The following is a 17,669-nucleotide window of genomic DNA, read 5'->3' as shown; positions in this document are numbered from 1 at the left end:
TGTACCGCGCTGCCCCCGGGTACCGGCCCGAGACAACCGCTTCGTCCCGCTCAGGACTCCGTCCTGTTCAGAGGCTTGAATGGCTCCGCTGGCGGCGGTCCGCTGACTCCGGCTGGGAGGGCACGACGGCGGCCGCCGCTGCGTCATACTGCTGGATCGGCAGCTGGCCGGTTTCAGGCGGACCGAAGGTACGCGTCCAGCGGCTGTCGCCGGAACCGTTCTGGTCTGCTGTGCCAGCATTGTCTGCCCTGGTGGACTCTGCAGGTTCGGAAGACTCTGACGACGCCGAGGATTTGGACGACGCTGAGGACGCCGAGGATTTGGCGGCTTCGGAGGTTTTGAGTGTCTGGGCGGGTTTGCGTGTCTCTGCGGAATCAGGGGCCTGCGCAGGCTTTGCAGCTTCAGGGGCCTGCGCGGGCTTTGTCGCTTCAGGCGTCGAAGCCTCAGCCCGCCGCCGTGCCTTCCTGCTTCCTGCCTTTGCCTGTCCGGTATCGATTCCCAGCAGCTCTTGTCCTGCGGGTGCCAGAGGGACGCCGGGGCTGGTTGCAGCATTCGTTTTCGTTCCAGGGGCTCCCGGGGCAGGCCGCGCAGAAGGACGGCTGTTTCCCGCGCCGGGCTTGCGGGCGAAAACCGAAACCACCGGCAAGACCCCCGTGGTGGGATCGGCCGCGCGCATTTCCTTGCGGGTGATCGGAGGTTTCGGGTCCGTCCCGGAGGCGTGCCCGGTTGGTGCGGGCCCCGAGACTGTCGCTGTGGCTGCCGGTGCCGGTGCCGGGATTGTCGGTGTTGAGGTGCTCAGCGCCGGGGCGGGTGATATTGAGTGCGCCGGCTCTGACGTGACCGGTGCTGAAGGGTTCGGGTGCTCTGAGCCGGCCTGGTCCGCCGCGTCATGCACCGCAGGGGAATCCGAGGAAAATTGCCAGACGGCAGTGAAGGACAGCAGCAGCAGGAAGGCAACGGCTCCGGTTATGCGCCAATCAATCTCGGCCCACGTCATCGCTCCGACAGCCGTGACGGCCAGGAAGACGCCCCAAAGGAGCAGGTCATGGTTTTTCCGCCGTACGCTGCCCGGGAGCGCGGTTGGCAGAGATGCAGGCGTTGCCGGCGTTGCCTGTGCGGCGCCCGAAGCCGGCTCAACGGCGGCAGCTGAACCGACGGCAGATACGGCGGCGGATCTCTCCCGGGACTCCAGGGTCGTCTGTCCTGCCTCCCGGGGCTTTCGCCGGGACTCCCTGCGGGGACGCAGCCCCGCAGCCTCAGGCGCCGCACCACCCGATACATCCGGTTTCGGGCTGTCAGCAAGCTGCGGCCCTCCGGGTTTCTGCTGCCCGCGGACCTGCTGTCGCGTGTCCACGTGCTGCTTATCTCCAGTGTCTGCCCGGTGGCGCCCCACAGCCCGTACCGCCTTGCCTTGTTGTTTCAACGGTTTTCAGTCTATGTGACGTACTGCGCATCCGTAGGATCCGCCTCCGGCGCGTCCGTGCATCCCGGCTTTGTACACCCTGCGGTGCTAATATCTTGGCTACTGACGGTCCTTGCCGCGGTGCCTTTGTCGCGTGTACCGCGGTTCCGCCGGCCGCGCTGGTTTACTGCTGGTGAGTGCTCCCATGAAGTCCGGCTTCGCCGTGATGCCAGGCATGCGCCGCTGCCGTTGGGCAAACTGTACGAACCCAAAGATTGGAACCACGCAGATGACCGCCCAGGTCCCCGCGACCGAGCCTTCGTCTCCCGGCCCGGAGCTAGCGAAAGCCAACCACCCCAATGTCGCGATCATCCAGGGCCTCATCGGTTCCCTCATGATGCTCGCGGGCTCGCTCGGCGTCGGATGGCTGTCTCTGGCCTCGTACGACCTCCGCCGCAACCCCGTGATCATGTGGCTCCGCTTTGAGCCGGAGGGTGCAGTGCTCTCCGTCTTCCTGCTGGCCCTGGGCGGAATGCTCTTGGTCCGCTCCTGGCTGCGGCTGGGCCAGCGCATAACCTCGTGGGGTCCCGAGAGCCGTCCGGTGGTTTTGAAGGCCACCATCGCCTGGGCTGCACCCATGTGCGTGGCTCTTCCGCTTTTCAGCCGCGACGTGTTCGCTTACATCGCCCAGGGCCTGGTAATGGTCAGCGGACTGGACCCGTACAAAGACGGCTACTCCCAGATCTCCAACTACGTGCAGATTGGCGCCGACGACCTGTGGGCCCAGAGCCCCACTCCTTACGGTCCGATTTTCCTCTGGCTGGAGGAACTCGTGGTCCGGGCCACCGGCGGCCAGCCGGAATACTCCATTCTGCTGTTCCGGGTCATCTCCCTGATCGGCGTGGCGCTGTGCGTGTATTACGTGCCGAAGCTCGCGGAACTGCACAACATCAACCCCAACCGTGCACTGTGGCTGACAACCGCAAACCCGTTGTTCCTGACCACGTTCATCGCCAGCATCCACAACGATGCGCTGATGATCGGCCTGGCCCTGGCAGGCCTCTACCTTGCCGCAACCAAGCACGCCATTCCCGGCATTCTCCTCATTACGCTCTCCGTGGGGATCAAGCCGATCACACTGATCCTGCTGCCCTTCGTGGGCCTCATGTGGGCCGGCAAAGGTGCATCCTGGCCGCGCAAGTTCCTCTACTGGTTCATGACCGCGGGAATCTCCCTGGGCCTGCTGTGGATCCTGGGCATCATCAACGGTCTGGGCTTCGGCTGGGTGAGTGCACTGAGCACGCCGGGCAGCGTCTGGATCTGGTACGCGCCGGTTGGCTTCCTCGGCATGCTTGTTGCCACCCTGGGCAATGCCCTGGGCCTGCCGGGCTGGACCTTTGGCGACATTGTTCACACCCTGGGCCGAGTGGCCTCGGTGCTCATCGTGTTCTGGCAGATGTTCGTGGGGGAGTACAGCAGGCTGGTGCGCCGGCTCGCCCTGGCCTTTGCCGCCGTCGTTATGCTCGCGCCGATGATCCAGTCCTGGTACGTGGTGTGGCTGATTCCGCTGTTTGCCGTGACCGGCATCCGGAACGACTGGCAGGTTAAAACCCTGTATCTGCTGGTCTCGTTCTTCATGGTGTACGCGATCAGCGACCAGCTGGATATCTGGCCGTATTTCGACTTCAGCCTCAGCGCCGCCCGCCAGATTGCTGCCGTCATAGCACTGGGCTTCGCGCTCTACCTGATCTTCCTGGATCCCAAGACCAAGGTCCTGTTCCGGAAGAAACTTACGGAGCCGTCTCCGGGCGAACTTCGGGTGCGCTGAGCGGACGGCTGCTGCCCGCCTTCGTCAACCGGACAATCCGGACCAGCGACCAGCCGAAGAGCACCAGCAGCGCAATGTTGCGGATGGTCAGCAGCAGGGCAACCCCGATGTTCAGATCGTTGTAGAGCGCGGCGTAGAACATCGGATACACCAGGGTGGTCAGGGAAGCGATGGCCAGCATGAGGACCGCCGGGACCCGCCAGCTCCGGCCCTCCCAGGCCACACCAACGGCCACCACGGCGCCCAGCCACAGCATGAACTGGGGCGAACCCACTTTGTTGAACACAATGAACGCCGCCACCAGGGCCAGTGAACCGGCAATGAGCAGCTGGCCGGCATCGGCGCCCCGCCGCAGTGCCCAGATCAGCAGAACGACGACGGCGAGGGCCGCCGCCGCGAGCAGCGGCGTCATCAGTGCGGCCACCGGCTCGCCGAGGGCACCGCGCACTTCGCGGGTGTTGATGATCTTGTCCTCGAAGATGTAGGCACCGGAATCGCCGCCGAGGATGGCCTGCCAGAGGCCCGGAGTGGTGAAGGGCGCCTCCATCTGCATGCCGCGTGCACCCTGGGCGCCCACAAAGGACAGCAGGTGACGGATGCCGCCGCCGGCGATGACAATCCCGGCCATCACGGCGGACACCGCCGCCCCGGTGGCCACCACTGTCAGGCGCCGGCGCGAGGCGACCAGCACCGCGAGGATCACGGCAGCGGGCCAGACCTTCATCCAGGTCGCCACGGCAAGCAGCGACGAGGCAACTACGGGGCGGCTCGCCAGGAGCAGCAGGCCCATAATCACCAGGGGGGCCGTGAGACCGTCCACCCGGCCCACCGCCACCGGCCCCAGCAGCCCGGTAACCACCAGCCACCAGTAGGAGGCCGCGTATCGGGACGGGGTTCCCGGCTTGCTGATGACGGCCACGGCTGCGGCGTTCAGAGCCGTGAAGATGGCGAACCAGACCAGCTGATACGCTCCCCAGCCGAAAACAGCGGAGACAAGCATCGGCAGGAGCGCCCCGATCGGATACACCCAGTCCGTGCTGATGCCCTGCCAGGTCCCTTCATTGATGCCTTCAAAGGCCCACAGCCGGTAGAGATTGATGTCGCTGAGGACGCCGCCGGAGAAGATCAGGGAGGACAATGCGGCAAAAAAGACCAGGTGGACAATAGTGAAGCAAATCCATAACGATTTCCGGCGCATAAAGCGCTCCTGCAGAGAGGTCTTTTTCTGCGGCATTCCGGGTGATTCTCCTTAGGTGATGCAGGTGCCGTGCCGGGATCAGGCACAGCGATAAGGGTACCGGCGGCCGCGCCGCGGCATGCAATCCATTGCCGGACACGGGATACTGGACGCATGACCGACGGAACAGAACAGGTAATAACGGCCGATTTTGATGTCTCGCAGTGGGAGCCCACGCCCTATCAGGTGGAAGGAACCAACAGCGAACTCTCGACGGTCCGCGCGGTAAAGATCTTCGAGGGGGACATTGTGGGGACCAGTGTTGCCGACCTCCTTATGGCCGGAAACGCCGTGGGGGCCGGTTACGTTTGTTCCGAGGTTTTCGCCGGCACGATCGCCGGACGTGAAGGCACCATGGTGATCCAGCACTGGGGCGTTGCTGAGGGTACAGCCACGGCCAGCTCCGGACATATCGTTCCCGGCTCCGGGACTGACGGGCTGGCCGGAATCGCCGGAAAAGCCATTTTCACGCAGGAACCCGACGGCCAGCACCGGCTGGAACTGCGCATTACGCTCCCCGAAGACGTTTAGCCGGTCGCCGGGCGGAACCACCACAGGGCAGCAACCACCGACACCGCGATGACCGCGGCGAAGGCAGCAAGCCAGATCGCGGACGGGACGCCTGTGCGCTGGTACAGGATGAAGGCGTCCGAGCTCTGCAGGGAACGGCGTCGCCGGGTGTGGACGCTGAGCACGTTGAACCAGTCGCGCACCGCACCGGCCAGCAGGGCGAGGCCCGTGCCCAGGGTGACGTATGAGACGGCATTGGGCGAGGCAAACCACACCAGCAGCACTGAAACCGTGGTGCAGCCCAGGGCAATGAGCAGACCCTGGGCATTGCGGATGAACAGCAGGCCCGCCAGCAGGACCAGCGCACCGGCGGACAGGGCAAATCCGGCCCAGCCGTTAAAGGCCGCCCAGACCAGCAGTGCACCCACGACGGCGGGTACGGGATAACCCCAGAACCCGGTCCAGGCCGCGGCGAAGCGGCTGCGGCCCATGCTGCGCATTTGGCCTGAGTGGTCAAACCGGAGCTGGATGCCCTTAACCAGTTGTCCGGTCATCAGGGCGGCAAAGGCATGCCCCAGTTCATGGACAAACGTGACGAAAAGACCGAACCACCGCCACACCGGCCGGGGCACGGTCAGCAGGGCCGCCGCAGCAGCAATGAGCAGCAGGACAGGCAGCGGGAGCTCCAGCGGATCTCCGCGGGAAAAGCCGTCCGCGACCTTCGAAAACCACGTGCTGATGATGGAGCCGGCGGTTCCTGCGTCCACTAAAGATCCAGTTGCCCGCGCAGAATGGAATCACCGGAGTGCGCAGGATCGCCGTCATACGGCTCGTCTGAAATGTCCACGACGGGATACTTGCTGAGGTCAAGATCCTGCGGCAGCACAAAGTGTCCTTCGGTGCCTTCCATGGTTCCAAGGCTCACCATCGACGTCGCGTCCGGGGCGAGCAGCCACACCTCCCGGTAGCCCTGGGCTGCATCGCTGCTGGAGGTCACCACAAGTTCCCGCTTGCCGTCCGGAAGCTCGTCCACGACGGCGCGGCCCGTGTCCGAGTACGAGGCCAGCGGGGACAGCTCCACCGAGGCGATAGCAACGGGTTCCGGATTGGAATCTAGCGCTCCCAGCGCACCCCAGGTTCCTGCGGCCGCCACGACGACGGCGGCTGCCGCGGCTGCCAGCCACGGCCCGGTGCGCCGGCGCCGGCGGCGGGCTGCGTCAAGAGAGGCCACTGGCGAAGGCTGTGATGAGGCGGGAGCTGACAGCGGGTCCGGCCTCAGCTCTTCATCCAGATTCAGTTCGCGGTGAATGCTCTCCCACACCGCGGAGTCCGGTGCCTGCAGGGTGAAGAGCTGTCCGGTTCCGTCCGTTGCTCCGGCGGTTGATGCGTCGTCGTCCTCGTTTGCCGTGCCGGCCAGGCGGGCGGCGGACACCACACGGCGGAAAGAACCCAGATCCGCGCTGCAGCGCGGACAGGCCTCAAGATGGGCACGCTCCTCGTCAGTGGCTTCTTCACCCAGAGCCAGGAGGGTGAGCGCGTCATCGTGCAGGTGCTGCATCACTGACCTCCAATCTTTGCCTCAACTGGACGAGACTTCGGCGTATATGACTCTTAACGGTTCCCAGCGGCATTTCGAGCCGGTCGGCGATCTGCTGGTGGGTCAGGTCCGCATGGAAAGCCAGCCGGAGGATGGAACCCTGCGGCTCTCCCAGCCGGTCCAGTTCCGCTTCGATGACCACCTTGTCGGCAACACGGTCGGGGTTTCCGGTTCCGTCGTCGTCCTCCTCCCGGTGCTGGGCGGCAGCCAGTTCCCGCAGGTTCTCTTCGCGTGCCCGCGAGGTGCCCATGCCGGCCGCAACGTTGCGGGTAATGCCAACCAGCCAGGCCACAAGGCTTGACCGCTGTGGGGAGTAGCTGTCCCGGTACTTCCAGGCCCTGATGAAAACTTCCTGCACCACATCATCCGCTGCTGCGGAATCGGAGAGGCGCCGCAGGGCCAGCGAACGGATCAGGGGTGCAAACCGCCGGTAGGCTTCAGCGAGCGCGCTCTGATTGCCGGAAGCGAAGGCTTGGTCGAGGCCTGCGTCCTCCTCCGGGGAACCAAGTGGCATCGGGTGCGGACTCCTGATCTCGGGAAGCCGGTCCTCTGCGGTGCGGCCGTCCGGCCCGCCCCGAGGATCGGCAGTTTTCCCTATGATACCGGTGCCGCGGTCAAGACCACGTTATCTTCGTAGTCGTCCTCCGCTTCGAGCCATTTGCCGCCGCAGGTGACTAGTTTCAACCGGGGTTCTCCGGTGCGGTCGAACAGCCGGTGACCGTCCAGGCTTCGCTTGGCGATGTTTTCCACCTTCTCGGTGGCGTACCGCTGCACGGAACCGTCCTCGCGGGTAACAGTGACGATGGTGCCGGGGGCAACGTTCTTGAGTCCGGCGATCGGCAGCTGCTCGGTGCGGGAGTCCACGTGCGCTGCGAGCACGCTGGAACCCGCATCTGCTCCCGGTGCGGGACCATACTGATACCAGCCGGCCTGATAGTGGTTGTCGGGAAGAGTCATGGCGCCGTTGTCCTCTACGCCCACGGGAATCACTTCCAGGCTGATCCCGGTTCCCTCGACCTCGACCCGCACCGGCGCCGGGATGCTGACGCTGGGTTCCGGAGTTGCCGGACGGATGGGGATGCTTGACGGCGCAGGAACCGGCGGGGCGGGGCTGGCAGGCTGGGCTGCAGCGGACGTTGAAGGAGAGCTGACAGCCGCCGGGGAATTCTCCGCCGGCTGCTCTGCCGGGCTTCCGCAGGCAGAGGTTCCTGCGGCCAGCGCGGCAAGGAGAGCGGCACTGGCCCAAAATTTGCGGCCGGCGGCGGTGCGGGGCATAGGAAGAACTTCCAATCCAGAAGGTGTAAACGATATGTAGTCGGGGAAAGGCCAGTGAAGGCGGACGCCGGCGGCCGGAGATTGGTCCGGCCGCCGGCTGCGGATCTCAGCCGCCGCCCACCCGGCGTGCCTTGCGGCACGGGGGGATGGACGGAACAGCTAGCTGCGGGCTGCTGATGCGGAGTGCTTGCGGCGTGCCACTGCTGCTGCGCCCACCAGGAGCATCATTGCGACGCCGGCACCTGCGGCCAGAGCGCCGCCGTTGCCCTCATCGGAGGAGGCCAGCGCCCCGGGAACTGCGTTCGGGGCAGATTCCATGCCGTGGATTGTCTGGGTGGCCAGAGCAAGGTTGCCGTCCTCCAGCGAACCCCATGCGTACACGAAGGTGTGGGTGCCTTCGGCCAGCGTCAGATCTGCCGGGCCGATAACGGGATCGGTGGTTCCTGCTGCAGCCACGGATGCGGAGATGGTTCCGGCATCAACGGTCAGGGACTTCTCATTTGGGTTTTCCAACCCGGTGATCACCGGCGTTCCGTTGGCCAGCACATCCACGGCAGGTGCTGCTGCATCGTGGCGCACGGTCAGGTCCGCCTTACCCGGCTCGACCATGGAGAGGTCGTTAGTGTAGAAGTTTGCCGTCGGCTTACCGGTTGCATCAAGGTTGGCCACGGCGGTGTAGTTACCGCCCGCAGCCATTTCCACCGTCACCGGACCGATAATCGGTGCCGAAGCATCGGCGGCGTCGGGGGCGGTGATGGCCAGGTCGTAGCTGCCGCCGGGCAGGTCAAGCGGTCCGGCAAGGGTGCCCGGGGTGAAGTCGTCGAGGGTCAGTGCACCGTTCACATACACATCCACCGTCGTGTCGGGTACCGCGTGCAGGACCGAGAGCTGAGCAGTGTCTGCTGCTGCGGCCGGGGTCATAAAACCAACTGCGGCAGTCAAACCTGCGGCTGCTGCAAGGGCGGTGACGGTCTTACGCATGATCTCTCCTGGGGGTCGCATCTCCGCCGGCAGCGAAGAGTTTTTATGTTGCTTACATCTCCTCTACTTCCGGGGCCGGGAGTTTGGATGCAAATTTCTACAAAGTTTTTTTCCAGGCTCCCGTGACCTGCCGGACCCGGCCGGCCACCCCGTGGCTGAGCCCCTGCCGCTGCGTAGTATTATCGTCAGGTCGCCTCCGTAGCTCAGGGGATAGAGCAGGAGCCTTCTAATCTCTTGGTCGCAGGTTCGAATCCTGCCGGGGGCACAGTTTCTGCAGCTGAGAACTTCTGCAGCTGTCTGTCAGTAGTTGAGTCTGTGATGTGTTTTCGTGGTGCCGAAACGGCTCACGGGATCTCCGGTACATTCCGGGAGATCCCGTGAGCGTTTCGGCACCAGTGCTTTAAGCGGTTTGGCCGGCCTGGCTGTGTGCCGGTGTGTTCCCTCCACATAGCCCCCGTTGGCGGGGCCCATCCACAAAAGGGGTGATTGCCGCCCGTTGTTGCATCGTGCGAAGAAGACTTGCCTGAGCGGGCCCGAAGCGGCCGGCCATGACTTCGCAGCGACCCCAGGTGATCTGGTTGCCCGAGCGAAGGATTCGGACCATCCACAGACAGGCAGGGAACAGCATGAGCGACACCATCACACTCCGGGGGTACGTTGCCACGGACGTTCGAAGCACCACTGCGGACAGCGGACTCGCGATTGCAGGGTTCCGCATGTGCACCACGGAACGGCGCTATGACAGGGACACCGGAAGTTGGGCTGACGGCCAAACGAACTGGTTCTCCGTTTCCCTCTTCCGCCAGTTGGCCACCAATGCTGCATTCAGCGTTCACAAAGGGGATCGGGTCATCGTCACCGGCCGGCTGAAGGTCCGGCAATGGGTCTCTGAGGATGGTAGGAGCGGAACCTCCGTAGACATTGACGCCGAGAGCGTCGGACATGACCTCATGTGGGGTACGGCCAATTACCGCCGAAATGTTCAGGACCGGGCCGTGGGCGGGGCCGGGGCTGAGGGAAGTGAAGGTTCTGCCGGCGAGGACGGCGAGGACGGCGGTACCGATGACCTTCCCGCAGATCTGGACCTGGACACGGGTGAACTGGTCGGAACTGCGTCCGACGGGATTGAAGGGGACGGATCAGAGAACAATCCACAGGATCCCAACGCGTTGCCGGAGAGCGGATTGTCGGAGGCAGCGTTGTCCAAAACGAAGCGCTGAACGGGAGCTGCAGCGGCGCGTGGGGTGCAGGGGCGTGGCACAATAGGCGAATGATTCGCGTTCACCGCAGCAGCAGGCTCTCCGGGGTTACTCTTTCTCTGCTTTTGATTGGCTCCGCAGGCCTGCTTGCTCCGGCTGCCGTGCCGGCATCGCCTGCGGGATCCCTGCAAAACAGCACCGCTGCCCAGGCGGTGACTCCCATTCAGGGGGCAGCCGTCCAGCCGGACGCGAAAACCCTGCTTCCAATGGCAGCAGAGCGGACCCCGGAAAGCCTGACGAAGGCACTTGAAGCGCTCGCCGCCGAATCTCCCACTCCGGACCGTGCCATGATCCGAAAGGCATTCACGGAGGCCGGGTTCCCCGGTGAATCAGTGGAAGTGTCGCTGGACATTACGCCTACCGGTCTGGCCGTCGATTCCATTCGCGGAGCGGCGGCAGAGGATGGCTCCTGTCTCTTCGGAGAGGTGCGGCAAGGCGCAGTCTCGGTCAGTGTTCTGCCCGTGCTGGACAGCGGGTACTGCTTCGTGGGCGACCAGCGCTAAGCCTCGTCCGGGAGGGGCCGCCGGGCTGCCTGCGGGAAATGAGCCTGTTGGGCGACCGGCTGTCCATAGTTATGCGTCAAAGGCCAAATGGCACTATTCCGGCCTGACCCACTAGCCTTGAACCTATGGCGGAATTTATCTACACGATGACCAAGGCCCGCAAGGCCGTTGGCGACAAAGTTATCCTCGACGACGTAAGCATGTCCTTCTACCCCGGTGCCAAGATCGGCGTGGTGGGTCCCAACGGTGCGGGTAAGTCCACCATCCTCAAAATCATGGCCGGACTGGACACCCCCTCCAACGGTGAAGCACGGCTCAGCGCCGGCTACACCGTGGGCATCCTGCTCCAGGAACCACCCCTGAATGAGGAAAAGACCGTACTCGGCAACGTCCAGGAGGGCGTTGGCGAGATTTATGCCAAGATCCAGCGCTTCAACGAGATCTCCGAGGCAATGGCCGAGCCCGACGCAGACTTCGACAGTCTGCTTGAAGAAATGGGCAAGCTGCAGGAAGCCATTGACGCTGCCGACGCCTGGGACATTGACTCCCAGCTCGAACAGGCCATGGACGCGCTGCGGTGCCCGCCGGCCGATGCCGATGTCACCCTGCTCTCCGGTGGTGAGCGCCGCCGTGTTGCACTGTGCAAGCTGCTGCTGCAGAAGCCGGACCTGCTGCTTCTCGATGAGCCCACTAACCACCTTGACGCTGAGAGCGTGCTGTGGCTTGAGCAGCACCTTTCCGCCTACCACGGCGCCGTCCTGGCCGTGACCCACGACCGGTACTTCCTGGACCACGTTGCCCAGTGGATCGCCGAAGTGGACCGCGGACACCTCTACCCGTACGAGGGCAACTACTCCACCTACCTGGAGAAGAAGCGCGCCCGCCTCGAAGTCCAGGGCAAGAAGGACCAGAAACTGGCCAAGCGCCTCACCGAGGAACTGGACTGGGTCCGTTCCAATGCCAAGGGACGCCAGACCAAGTCCAAGGCCCGTCTGGCCCGGTACGAGGAAATGGCTGCCGAAGCGGACCGCACCCGCAAACTGGACTTCGAAGAAATCCAGATTCCGCCGGGCCCGCGCCTGGGCTCGCTGGTGCTGGAAGCCAAGAACCTGGAAAAGGGTTACGGCGACCGCAAGCTCATCGACGGCCTGTCCTTCTCGCTGCCGCGCAACGGCATCGTCGGCGTGATCGGCCCCAACGGTGTTGGTAAGTCCACGCTGTTCAAGACCATCGTTGGCCTTGAAGAGCTCGACGGCGGTGAGCTCAAGATCGGTGATTCCGTCAAGATTTCCTATGTGGACCAGTCCCGCGGCGGCATCGACCCCGAGAAGAGCCTGTGGGAGGTAGTCTCCGACGGCCATGACTGGATCCAGGTCGGCCAGGTGGAAATGCCTTCCCGTGCCTACGTCTCCGCGTTCGGCTTCAAGGGCCCGGATCAGCAGAAGAAGGCCGGTGTGCTCTCCGGTGGTGAGCGGAACCGCCTGAACCTGGCCATGACCCTGAAGCAGGGAGGAAACCTTCTCCTGCTTGATGAGCCCACTAACGACCTGGACGTGGAAACCCTCTCCAGCCTCGAAAACGCGCTGCTGGAATTCCCCGGCTGTGCAGTGGTTGTCTCGCACGACCGGTGGTTCCTGGACCGCGTGTCCACCCACATCCTGGCCTATGAAGGCACCGAGGAGAACCCGGCGAACTGGTACTGGTTCGAGGGTAACTTCGAAGCCTACGAGCAGAACAAGATCGAGCGTCTGGGCCCCGATGCAGCCAAGCCGCACCGCGTGACCCACCGCCGTCTGACCCGCGACTAGTACAGCGGCCAGACAGGCACCGGCGGCAGCCGCCGGAACCAAAAGAACCCGCCCCGTACAAACGGGGCGGGTTCTTTTTTAACCGGGTTCCTTCCAAAGCGCGTTAACGCGGCCAGAACGCGGCCTACGTCAGCGTTACGGCTGTTCCGGAATGCGGATCATGCCTTCCTGCGCGACAGTGGCTACGAGCTCACCGGCCCGGTTGAAAATCCTGCCGCTTGCCAGTCCGCGGGCTCCGGAGGCACTCGGCGATTCCTGGACATAGAGCAGCCAGTCGTCAACCCGCAGCGGGCGGTGCCACCACATGGCGTGGTCCAGGCTGGCCACGGACATGCCGCGGGCGGACCAGGCCAGGCCGTGCCGGCGCAGAACCGACTCCAGCAGCGTGTAGTCGCTGGCGTAGGCCAGGGCCGCACGGTGCAGGTTCTGATCATCGGGCATCGGACCGAAGGTCTTCATCCACACGGCATTGCGGGCCACCTTCTCCGGTCCGGCTTCGAAGTACACGGGCTTTTCCACGTGCCGGATGTCCATCGGCCGCTCGTGGGACCAAGCCTTGGCTACGGGATGGTCGATGCCCTGAAGCAGTTCGGCGGTGGTCGGCAGCGACTCCGGCTCCGGAACTCCGTCCGGCATCTCTACCTGGTGGTCGAGCCCCTCGCCCGGCTCCTGGAATGAGGAGATCATGGACAGGATGGGGGCGCCGTTCTGGTACGCATGCGTCCGCCGGGCCGAGAAGGACCGGCCGTCACGCAACCGCTGTACACCGAAGGTAATGGGGATATCCGTGTCTCCGGGCCGCAGGAAGTAGCCGTGCATCGAATGCATCAGGCGTCCGGGCTCCACGGTCAGTGCGGCCGCCACGAGCGACTGTCCGAGCACCTGCCCGCCAAACACCCGTTTCCGCGGTTCCTGCTGTGATCGGCCCACAAAAATGTCTTCATCTGTTTGCGCGCCGTCGGCAGGGCTGAGGTTAAGCAGGCTCAGCAGGGAAGCGGTGGGATCGACGGTGTCGGCCATGGGTGGTTGGTCTCCTTGGACAAAAATAAAATATGCATGGGTGAGAGCTCCGGAAAAATCGCGGAGGCCCCCTTCGAGATTAGACGCACCGTCCGGCCACACCCAAGCCGGAGCAGGAATGCGCAGGTGTCCGCCTCGTTTGAGAGGATGGGGTCATGCCTATGAATCGCTTTCCCATCCAGCTGCGCTTCGGCGACGAGGATTCCAACGGACACGTGAACAACGTGCGTTTTGTCCAGTTCCTGGAAGAGGCACGGGTACGCCTGAGTCTCCTGCCGCTTGGTGAGGAACTTAGCCCGGCCGAACCTGCCGCGACCTTCCGATCAGTGACCTCCCGAACCGGGATGACGCTGGTGGCACATCAGGAAATCGAATACCGAGCCCCCATGGTGTACCGGCAGGAGCCCGTATGGGTTGAGGTCTGGGTGACCGGAGTCGGCGGTTCCAGCCTCGCGTACGGCTTCCGCATCGCCGACGACGACGGCACGGTCTACGCCCTCGCTGAATGCACACTGGTGATGGCTGACGCGGAAACCGGCCGTCCCACAGCCCTGTCCGATCTGCAGATCCGGGTGTTGGAGAGCTGGCGCGGGGACCCCGTGCCTTTCCGGAGGAGCAGACCGGCCAACGCCGGCAACGGGATGTCCGCGTCCGCCGGAGCAAACCGATGACCGGGCCCTCGTCACTGCCGGCGGCCACCGAACTGGTCCTCGCAGACCCCCAGGTCACAGCCGATCTGAGGACATTCGTCGTGCGCGCCAGGGCAGCAGAGGACGGCGCCGTGCGGCTTCAAGCAGTGGGATCCGTGCTGGCTGCCTATGTTTGCGTTCTCCGGCCGCGTGCACTGGGAGAGGACACCCCCACCGTCCTTGGGATGCGGACGATGCCGCTCGCTGCCGAGGCACGGCTTGATACTGCCGTATCCCTGGCCTCAGTCGCGGACCGGCTGGCCCGAATGGGGGAGACCGAGACGGTACTGCCGGTGCCGCCCATGACGGTTACGGAAAGCTGGACCGGTGTCGGGGCGCCGCGCAGCGGATGGGAGCGCAGCGAGGATATTCCGTTCAAAGCGTTGGAACAGGCCGCGCACCGCGGCATCAGGGAAGTTGCTGCACTGGTTCCCGCCAGCTCGGGAGCGCCGGTGGTCCAGACTGCACGCGGTGCGGTCTGGGGACAGCAGTTGCCGGACGTTTCCGCGCCCGTCCCGGCCGGTGCGGCGTTTGCTGCGCTGACGCTGGGCTTCTTACCGGCCGGATCGGACGGGGCCGCAGCGGTGTTCCGCTGCGGCCGCTGGATCCGGCTGAGCATGCCCCGGGGCCACGTGCTGATCCGATCGGCAGCTGTCCTGTCCTAAGTACGGCTGAACGCGCCTGCCCTAAGCGGAATTGACCATCGAGTGTGCGGCGCGCTCCAGGTAATCCCACAGCGTCGCTTCGTGCAGCGGGGAGAGGTCCAAGGCGTCGACGGCGTCGCGCATGTGCTTTAGCCACGCGTCGCGGGCCTGGGGAGTGACGGTAAAGGGCATGTGCCTCATCCGCAGCCGCGGATGTCCGCGCTGCTCCGAGTAGGTCTTCGGCCCGCCCCAATACTGCTCCAGGAATCCCCGCAGACGCTCTTTGGCTGCGGTCAAATCTTCTTCGGGGTACATCGGCCGCATCAGCGGGTCCTCGGCAACACCGTCATAGAAGACGTCAACCAGTTTGACGAAGGTTGGATGTCCGCCCACTGCCTCGTAGAAGTTCTCCGTGTAGCCAGGCTGCGTAAAGGCAGGCTGTACGGACAGCGGCATGGAAGGACGGTTCTCTGACGGTGTGCTCACAGGTTTTTCCCCTTGGTCGAATCGGCAGGTGCGGCCGGCGCCGCGGCAGGCGCAGCTTCGGCGGGAGCCGCGGCATCGTTGCCCGCGGCAATGTTTCCGGAAGCAACGTTGCCTGCGGTGCCCTCTCCGGGAACCTCCTGGGGCTCACGGTAATTCCCCTGCGAGCGGTTGCCCACCTTGGCCAGCTCGCCGTTGCGGATATACCAGATCACGCCGCGGTCATCGACCATGCGGGTGATGCGGATGCCCACTGACTGCACGGTACCGATGGTGTCGCCCACTTCAATCACATCGCCGATGCCGTACTGGTCCTCGATGGTAATGAAGAATCCGGCCAGGGCATCGCGGATCAGCTCGCGGGCACCAAAACCGAGGGTGATGCCGACAATTCCGACGCTGGCAATCAAGGGGGCAACGTCGATGCCGACGGCCTTGAGCACCATGATGATCACGGTGGTCCAAATGAACAGGCTCACGGCGCTGCGCAGCAGTGCGCCGATGGTGTCTGCACGCTGGGCGCGGCGTTTCCTGTCCAGGGTGCGCATGACGGGCTGGGCCCATTTCAGCTTCGATGAGCTGAAGAGCGCATACCCCTTCTGTGCGCGCTGGACCACGCGGTTGATCAGGAACCGTGCTGCCGTCCAGAGCAGCAGGCCGGTCAGGATAATGAACCCTGCCTGGATCAGCCCGGACCAGTCAAAGTCCTCAATGGGGACGGATGGGGTGTCGATTTCTGCGGCGGTCAGCAACGGACGGGTACCGTCCCTTTCGTGTGATGGAGCTTCTCTGCCGTGTTGGCAACCAAGCTGCGGGCACAAACAAGGCTACCGGGATAGGCTCCCAACATGCGCATCCTTATTCTTGGTGGAACCCGATTCCTGTCCCGCGAAGTTGCCCGGCAGGCCGTTGCCCGCGGTCATGATGTGACCTGTCTGGCCCGGGGAGAATCCGGGCCGCCCGTCACCGGTGCGGACTTTGTTCGAGCGGATCGGGACGCAGGCGCGTCCGCCTACGAGGAGCTCGACGGCGTTTGGGACGCAGTGATCGACGTCGCCCGCAAGCCGCAGCAGGTTCAGGAAGCCCTGGCCGCACTGTCAGGACGCAGCAGCCACTGGTCGCTGGTGTCCACAGCCTCGGTGTACGCCTCCAACGACACCCCGGGAGAAGACGAGAATGCCGCACTTGTTCCGGCGCTGAAGCCCGTCGACGGAGTGTTTCCGGACCCCGCCGACAATGAATACGGTGCCGGCAAAGTTGCCTGCGAAGAACTGGTGTGGGACTTGGGCCCGGGGAACGTGCTGGTGACAAGACCCGGTCTGATCGCCGGTCCCGAGGATGAAAGCGACCGGTTTGGCTACTGGCCCGCACGGGTGGCCCAGGAACGCAGCCCGGTCCTGATCCCCGACATGGCCGAGACCATGACGCAAACCATTGACGTCCGCGACCTGGCGCTGTGGCTGGTGACGGGAGCTGAGGACAACCGGACCGGCACGTACAACACGATGGGTCCCTCCGTTCCCTTCGGAGAGCTTCTGACGCTGTCCACGGCTGCGGCGGGCTACCACGGAAGCTTCCGCACAGCGGATCCGCAGTGGCTGCATGAGCAGGGAGTGGCCTATTGGGCCGGAAACGAGTCCCTGCCGTTGTGGATGCCGGAAGGCTACGAAGGCTTCTCCACCCGCTCGAATGCTGCCGCCGTGGCCGCCGGGCTTGAGTTGAGGCCCGTTGAACACACCGTCCGCGATGTCCTCACCGATGAGGAAGCCAGGGGACTGCACCGGGAGCGTAAATCCGGGTTGTCTGCTGCCCGCGAAACGTCCCTGCTGGCCGCTTTGGATGCATTGGGTTCCACCGGCCTGTAGCAAGGCCGGCAGTAGCAGTCAGGCCAGCAGTAGCAGGCGGTGCAGATTCAGGTGGCGCGGTTCAGGTGGCGACGGCGGTCTCGGGCTCGTGCAGCACCGGGAAATTCACGCTCCGGGCGATGAAACATAGCCGGTTGGCCTCCGCGTGCAGCTCTTGGGCGGCATGTGCCGAGTCGCCCACGGCAACGGTGACCCGGGGACGGAGCACGGCACCGGTGAACTCACCGCTTCCGTCGCGGTTCAGGCGCAGGGTGCCCTCGGCGTCGTCGGTATAGGCCACCACGGTGATGCCGTGCTTCACCGCAACGTGCAGGTAGGAAAGCATGTGGCACTGAGAGAGCGCCGTGAGCAGCAGCTGTTCAGGGTTCCACCGGTCCCGGTCGCCGTGGAAGGTGGGGTCTGCGGTGCCGGCCAGATCCGGCAGACCGGAGGCGCGGATGATGTGGTCGCGGCCGTAGCCGCGGTAAGTGGAGGTGCCGCTGCCCCGGTTTCCCGTCCACTCAAGGGAGACGGTGTACCGGTGTTCGGAAAGGTTCATGGTTCCTGGCATCCCGTTTCTGGTGTGGCT

The 17,669-nt window shown here is 64.5% G+C and carries 19 protein-coding genes and 1 tRNA gene; 9 read left to right on the top strand and 11 right to left on the bottom strand.

Going from position 1 to position 17,669, the window contains the following annotated elements:
- Nucleotides 1–67: 67 nt before the first annotated feature.
- Complete coding sequence (locus KG104_RS11710; protein ID WP_207347104.1) at nt 68–1,354, bottom strand: hypothetical protein; 1,287 nt, start codon at nt 1,352–1,354, stop codon at nt 68–70.
- 337 nt (nt 1,355–1,691) lie between these two features.
- Here KG104_RS11710 and mptB point away from each other — a divergent pair, with 337 nt between their 5' ends.
- A complete protein-coding gene (gene mptB, locus KG104_RS11705; RefSeq protein WP_181032301.1) occupies nt 1,692–3,230 on the top strand; it encodes a polyprenol phosphomannose-dependent alpha 1,6 mannosyltransferase MptB in 1,539 nt (512 codons plus the stop codon).
- Here mptB and KG104_RS11700 read toward each other — a convergent pair.
- A complete protein-coding gene (locus KG104_RS11700; RefSeq protein ID WP_207347103.1) occupies nt 3,193–4,464 on the bottom strand; it encodes a glycosyltransferase family 87 protein in 1,272 nt (423 codons plus the stop codon). The two genes, mptB and KG104_RS11700, sit on opposite strands and share 38 nt — an antisense overlap.
- Nucleotides 4,465–4,581: 117 nt before the next feature.
- On the opposite strand from KG104_RS11700, the gene KG104_RS11695 reads away from it, so the two are divergent.
- Nucleotides 4,582–4,998 carry a DUF3224 domain-containing protein gene (locus KG104_RS11695; RefSeq protein WP_104053887.1) on the top strand — a complete coding sequence of 139 codons (417 nt, stop codon included), beginning with the start codon at nt 4,582–4,584 and terminating at the stop codon, nt 4,996–4,998.
- Here KG104_RS11695 and KG104_RS11690 read toward each other — a convergent pair.
- The 5 genes from KG104_RS11690 to KG104_RS11670 form a co-directional block, all read right to left on the bottom strand.
- Nucleotides 4,995–5,744, bottom strand: a complete 750-nt coding sequence (locus KG104_RS11690; protein ID WP_237688587.1) for a M50 family metallopeptidase — start codon at nt 5,742–5,744, stop codon at nt 4,995–4,997. The two genes, KG104_RS11695 and KG104_RS11690, sit on opposite strands and share 4 nt — an antisense overlap.
- Complete coding sequence (locus tag KG104_RS11685; protein ID WP_207347102.1) at nt 5,744–6,535, bottom strand: anti-sigma factor; 792 nt, start codon at nt 6,533–6,535, stop codon at nt 5,744–5,746. Before KG104_RS11685 ends, KG104_RS11690 begins: the two co-directional genes overlap by 1 nt.
- Complete coding sequence (locus KG104_RS11680; protein ID WP_104103915.1) at nt 6,516–7,088, bottom strand: RNA polymerase sigma factor; 573 nt, start codon at nt 7,086–7,088, stop codon at nt 6,516–6,518. Before KG104_RS11680 ends, KG104_RS11685 begins: the two co-directional genes overlap by 20 nt.
- Before the next feature lie 80 nt (nt 7,089–7,168).
- Complete coding sequence (locus KG104_RS11675) at nt 7,169–7,849, bottom strand: class F sortase (RefSeq protein ID WP_104053890.1); 681 nt, start codon at nt 7,847–7,849, stop codon at nt 7,169–7,171.
- Nucleotides 7,850–8,008: 159 nt separating this feature from the next.
- A complete protein-coding gene (locus KG104_RS11670) occupies nt 8,009–8,830 on the bottom strand; it encodes a DUF4397 domain-containing protein (RefSeq protein ID WP_207347101.1) in 822 nt (273 codons plus the stop codon).
- Nucleotides 8,831–9,022: 192 nt separating this feature from the next.
- Between KG104_RS11670 and KG104_RS11665 the strand changes: the two genes are divergently transcribed.
- The 4 genes from KG104_RS11665 to ettA all read left to right on the top strand — a co-directional run bounded on the left by KG104_RS11665 (nt 9,023) and on the right by ettA (nt 12,400).
- A tRNA-Arg gene (locus tag KG104_RS11665) sits at nt 9,023–9,095 on the top strand.
- A gap of 361 nt (nt 9,096–9,456) precedes the next feature.
- Nucleotides 9,457–10,050 (top strand): single-stranded DNA-binding protein, encoded by a 594-nt coding sequence (locus tag KG104_RS11660; RefSeq protein ID WP_104053892.1) that lies wholly within the window; start codon nt 9,457–9,459, stop codon nt 10,048–10,050.
- A 50-nt stretch (nt 10,051–10,100) separates the two neighbouring features.
- Nucleotides 10,101–10,592, top strand: a complete 492-nt coding sequence (locus KG104_RS18130) for a DUF6993 domain-containing protein (RefSeq protein ID WP_237686900.1) — start codon at nt 10,101–10,103, stop codon at nt 10,590–10,592.
- 125 nt (nt 10,593–10,717) lie between these two features.
- A complete protein-coding gene (gene ettA / locus KG104_RS11650; RefSeq protein ID WP_104053893.1) occupies nt 10,718–12,400 on the top strand; it encodes an energy-dependent translational throttle protein EttA in 1,683 nt (560 codons plus the stop codon).
- Between the two features lie 135 nt (nt 12,401–12,535).
- On the opposite strand, the gene KG104_RS11645 is transcribed toward ettA, so the two are convergent.
- Complete coding sequence (locus KG104_RS11645; protein WP_104053894.1) at nt 12,536–13,420, bottom strand: acyl-CoA thioesterase; 885 nt, start codon at nt 13,418–13,420, stop codon at nt 12,536–12,538.
- A 155-nt stretch (nt 13,421–13,575) separates the two neighbouring features.
- Here KG104_RS11645 and KG104_RS11640 point away from each other — a divergent pair, with 155 nt between their 5' ends.
- Nucleotides 13,576–14,091 carry an acyl-CoA thioesterase gene (locus tag KG104_RS11640; RefSeq protein WP_207347100.1) on the top strand — a complete coding sequence of 172 codons (516 nt, stop codon included), beginning with the start codon at nt 13,576–13,578 and terminating at the stop codon, nt 14,089–14,091.
- Nucleotides 14,088–14,774, top strand: coding sequence for a DUF8185 domain-containing protein (locus KG104_RS11635; RefSeq protein ID WP_104053896.1), 687 nt, complete (start codon nt 14,088–14,090; stop codon nt 14,772–14,774). Before KG104_RS11640 ends, KG104_RS11635 begins: the two co-directional genes overlap by 4 nt.
- 21 nt (nt 14,775–14,795) lie before the next feature.
- Here the strand turns inward: KG104_RS11635 and KG104_RS11630 are convergent, their stop codons facing one another.
- Nucleotides 14,796–15,209: a globin gene (locus tag KG104_RS11630; protein WP_104054782.1), complete on the bottom strand. Its 414-nt coding sequence runs from the start codon at nt 15,207–15,209 to the stop codon at nt 14,796–14,798.
- A gap of 26 nt (nt 15,210–15,235) precedes the next feature.
- The gene (locus tag KG104_RS11625) at nt 15,236–15,988 is read right to left on the bottom strand and encodes a mechanosensitive ion channel family protein (protein WP_237686899.1); all 753 of its coding nucleotides are present in this window, start codon (nt 15,986–15,988) and stop codon (nt 15,236–15,238) included.
- A 96-nt stretch (nt 15,989–16,084) separates the two neighbouring features.
- On the opposite strand from KG104_RS11625, the gene KG104_RS11620 reads away from it, so the two are divergent.
- Nucleotides 16,085–17,101 (top strand): NAD-dependent epimerase/dehydratase family protein, encoded by a 1,017-nt coding sequence (locus KG104_RS11620; RefSeq protein WP_104161316.1) that lies wholly within the window; start codon nt 16,085–16,087, stop codon nt 17,099–17,101.
- Nucleotides 17,102–17,162: 61 nt separating this feature from the next.
- On the opposite strand, the gene KG104_RS11615 is transcribed toward KG104_RS11620, so the two are convergent.
- On the bottom strand, nt 17,163–17,639 hold the full coding sequence (locus KG104_RS11615; protein WP_207347099.1) for an OsmC family protein: 477 nt from the start codon (nt 17,637–17,639) through the stop codon (nt 17,163–17,165).
- Nucleotides 17,640–17,669: the final 30 nt, after the last annotated feature.

This window comes from Arthrobacter sunyaminii (assembly GCF_018866305.1).
In the GTDB taxonomy this organism is placed as follows: Bacteria; Actinomycetota; Actinomycetes; order Actinomycetales; family Micrococcaceae; genus Arthrobacter_B; species Arthrobacter_B sunyaminii.
This window is presented reverse-complemented; position numbering and strand designations above follow the sequence as displayed.